Below are 2,129 nucleotides of genomic sequence, written 5' to 3' on the forward strand. Positions count from 1 at the left end.
CGCGGAGGCGCCCGCCACCCCCGGCCTGCTCACGGTGAACAACATCGAGGTCATCTACGACGACGTCATCCTCGTCCTGCGCGGCCTGTCGCTCGCCGTCCCGGAAGGCAAGATCGTGGCCCTCCTCGGCTCGAACGGCGCCGGGAAGTCGACGACCCTCAAGGCGGTCTCGGGGCTGCTGCCAACAGAACACGGCGAGGTCACCGACGGCTCGATCCTCTTCGACGGCAAGAACATCACCCGGATGGACGCCGCCGAGCGGGTGCGGCTCGGCCTGTCGCTCTGCATGGAGGGACGGCACGTCTTCGAGCACCTCACCGTCGAGGAGAACCTCATCGCCGGGGCCTACTTCCGCGGCGGCGCGGACACGAAGTCCGACCTCGAGATGGTCTACGGGCTGCTGCCGAAGCTGGGCGACATGAGGGCCCGCGTGGCGGGCTACCTGTCCGGCGGCGAGCAGCAGATGCTCGCGATCGGACGGGCCCTCATGGCCAAGCCGCGGCTGCTCATGCTCGACGAGCCCTCGCTCGGGCTGGCGCCGCTGCTCGTCAAGGAGATCTTCGGCTTCATCAAGCGGATCAACGAGGAGATGGGCCTGACCGTCCTCGTCATCGAGCAGAACGCCCGCCGCGCGCTCGAGGTCGCCGACCACGGCTACATCCTCGAGCAGGGGCGGATCGTCCTCGAGGGGACCGCTGAGGAGCTGCAGGGCAACCCCGACGTCAAGGAGTTCTACCTCGGCCTCGGCGACTCCGGCGGCCGCAAGAGCTTCCGGGACGTGAAGCACTACAAGCGCCGAAAGCGCTGGCTCTGAAGGGAGTTCATCATGACGGATGCATTGCAGGAGGCCGTCGAGCGGTATGCCGCTGAGCTCGCTCCCACGGTCGCCGACCTCGTGCGCGGGTCGGCGAAGCGGGTCCCCGCGCTCGCCGCCCGGCTCGAGAACGCAGGCCTGTCCGTGGACTCGCTGCGGGACGGCGACGTCAGCAGACTGCCGATCCTGACCAAGGACGACGTCCTCGAGCGGCAGCAGGCGGAGCCGCCCTTCGGCGGGCTGCTGTCCGAAGGCGCGGTCGTGCGGCGGCTCTTCCAGTCGCCCGGCCCGATCTACGAGCCCCAGCTCGACGGGACTGACCCCTGGCGGTGGGCGCCGGCGCTCGAGGCCGCGGGGATCGGCCCGGGAGACGTGGTGCTCAACTGCTTCGGCTACCACCTCTCCCCCGCGGGGGCGATGTTCGAGGAGGGCTGCCTCGCCCTCGGCGCGACAGTCGTCCCGGGAGGCATCGGCAACCAGGACCTGCAGGCCCGCGCCATCGCCGACCTCGGGGTCACGGCCTACGTGGGCCTGCCGAGCTATCTCAACGCGCTCGTCGAGCGGTTCGACGCGCTCGGCCTCGACGCGTCCCGGTGGCGGCTGACCAAGGCCCTGGTCACGGCTGAGCCCCTGCCGGACTCGCTCCGGTCGCTGCTCCAGGAGCGGGTGCCGACGGTCCTCATGGCCTACGGCACGGCGGAGCTCGGGCTCATCGGCTACGAGACTTCGCCGGGGGGCGGCCTGGTGCCGGCGCCTGGAGTGCACGTCGAAGTGTGCGCGCTCGACAGCGGCGAGCCGACCAGCTCGGGCGAGGGCCAGGTCGTCGTGACGGTGCTGCGGCCCGACTATCCCCTCGTCCGCTTCGGCACGGGCGACCTGTCGGCCTGGCGGCTCGTGGGCGACGGCGGCCTGCGGCTCGCCGGGGTCCTCGGCCGGGTGGGCGAGGCGGTCAAGGTGCGTGGGATGTTCCTGCACCCCCGGCAGGCGTCGGCGGTCATGAGCGACGTCGACGGGGTCGCGGCTTGGCGTTTCGTCGTCGAGCGGGTCGACCACCGGGACGAGCTGCGCTGCGAGGTGGTGCGGGCCGAGGGCCGGGACGGCGAGGTGGTGGAGCGGGTCCGGGAGGCCGTGCGGGCCGGGCTCCGCTTCAGCGTGGACGTCCAGGAAGTCGGGTCCCTTCCCGAGGACCGCTCCCCCATCAGCGACGAACGCTCCTGGGACTGACCCCCTCCACCGTCGAAAGGCCAGTTCACGTCGAAAGGCCAGTTCACGACACGTCGTGAACTGGCCTTTCGACGGTTGGTGGCCTTTCGAC

The 2,129-nt window shown here is 71.0% G+C and carries 2 protein-coding genes; both read left to right on the forward strand.

What is annotated here, in order from left to right; genetic code table 11:
- Positions 1–814: ABC transporter ATP-binding protein (locus N864_RS21760; protein ID WP_034722410.1), on the forward strand; the 814-nt coding region annotated here is incomplete at its 5' end.
- 12 nt (positions 815–826) lie between these two features.
- Positions 827–2,038: a phenylacetate--CoA ligase family protein gene (locus N864_RS21765; protein ID WP_051518922.1), complete on the forward strand. Its 1,212-nt coding sequence runs from the start codon at positions 827–829 to the stop codon at positions 2,036–2,038.
- Positions 2,039–2,129 lie beyond the last annotated feature (91 nt).

The organism is Intrasporangium chromatireducens Q5-1 (genome assembly GCF_000576575.1).
Lineage (GTDB): Bacteria > Actinomycetota > Actinomycetes > Actinomycetales > Dermatophilaceae > Intrasporangium_A > Intrasporangium_A chromatireducens.

Excerpts from the sequence above, each read along its gene's own strand:
- N864_RS21765 (WP_051518922.1), top strand. The coding sequence starts at position 827 with ATGACGGATGCATTGCAGGAGGCCGTCGAGCGGTATGCCGCTGAGCTC.